At 76.7% G+C, this 1,406-nt stretch carries 1 protein-coding gene; it reads right to left on the bottom strand.

All coding sequences use genetic code 11. The features are described 5' to 3' along the window. Positions 1 to 49: 49 nt before the first annotated feature. Positions 50 to 1,406: S1 family peptidase (locus KBX39_RS31180; protein ID WP_210873993.1), on the bottom strand; the 1,357-nt coding region annotated here is incomplete at its 5' end.

The following is a 1,406-nucleotide window of genomic DNA, read 5'->3' as shown; positions in this document are numbered from 1 at the left end:
CCCGACCACCGGGCGGTGGTGGTCGGGGGCCGCGGTTCCGATGCGGCGGTCAGCGGGCGGAGAACGCCAGCGTGTACTCGCCGGAGCCGGACAGTCCGGTCACCCGGTACCGGTAGGCGCCGGCCGGGCCCTCGACGGTCAGCCGGGCCACACCGTCGGCGCTGGTGGCGCGGGCGACGGTACGGAACGCGCCGTTGGTGAAGCGTTGCAGCTCCAGCGTCACCCGGACGCCGTCCGGCGCGGCCAGGCACGCCTCCTGGGTGCCGCCGGGCACCCGGAAGAAGCGCCCGTCCGGCTGCACCTGGACCCGCCCGGCGGCGATCCGGCCGCTCCGGCTCACCTGGCCGGCGCACTCGGTGTCACCGGCCGGCGGGGTCGGCGGGACGGTCGACGGCGGGGCGGTCTCCCCGCCACCGGCGGGCGGCTGCGTCGGGGCCGGCTGGCCACCGGCGGTGACGAGCGTGAGGTTGTTGCGCTGGAGGATCTCGTTGACCGGCTGGAAGAACGTGACCCCGCCCCGGGTGCAGTCGCCGGAGCCGCCGGAGGTGACGCCCTGCGCCTGGTCGCCGGAGAGCCACGCGCCGCCGGAGTCGCCCGGCTCGGCGCAGACGTTCGTCCGGGTCAGCCCGGTGACAGTCCCCTCCGGATAGTTGACAGTGGCGTTCTTGGCCTGGACCAGGCCGCAGCGGGTGCCGGTGGTGGAGCCGGACCGGCAGATCGAGGCCCCGACCGGCGCCTCGGTGGAGCCGTTGACCGCCACCGTGCGGCCGTCGCTGAAGTCGGTCACCACGCCCTGCGGCGTCCAGTCGCCGTTCACCCGCACGAACGCCCAGTCGTCGCCGGGGAACGAGGAGGCCGCGAACGTGCCCTGGGCGACCCGGTTGGATCCGGTGGTGCGGTCCCCCGGCCGGCCGCAGTGCCCGGCGGTGACGAATCCGCCCACCACCGAGAAGCCGACCGAGCAGCGGCCGGCGTTGTTGATGAAGAAGGCGTCGCCGCCCCGCACGTCGAACAGCGGGCGCGGGGCCTCGTCGGCGGTGCGTACCCGGACCATCGCGGTCTTCGACCCAGCGGCCGCGGCGAACCGGCGGCCGTCGGCCTCCGCGCCCGGACGGGCGACCACCACCACCGTGTTGTCGGTCACGTCGACGTACCAGCCGGCGATGTCCGGGCTGGCCGCGCCGCCCGCCGCGTCGAGCCGGGACTTCACCGCGTCCAGCTCGGCGACGCCCCGGGCGACCCGCTTCGGGACCGCGCCGGCCGCCTTGACCCGCGCCTCGCCGGCCGCGTCGGCCACCGCCACGGTGAGCGTCGCGCCGTCCGCGCTGAGCCAGCTGCCCCCGTAGCCGGCGCCGAGTTCGGCACGCAGCCGGGTGACCGTGCCGGCCGCCCACCGCTCGGTGCGC

This window comes from Micromonospora sp. D75 (assembly GCF_018070405.1).
GTDB classification, from domain to species: Bacteria; Actinomycetota; Actinomycetes; order Mycobacteriales; family Micromonosporaceae; genus Micromonospora; species Micromonospora chalcea.
This window is presented reverse-complemented; position numbering and strand designations above follow the sequence as displayed.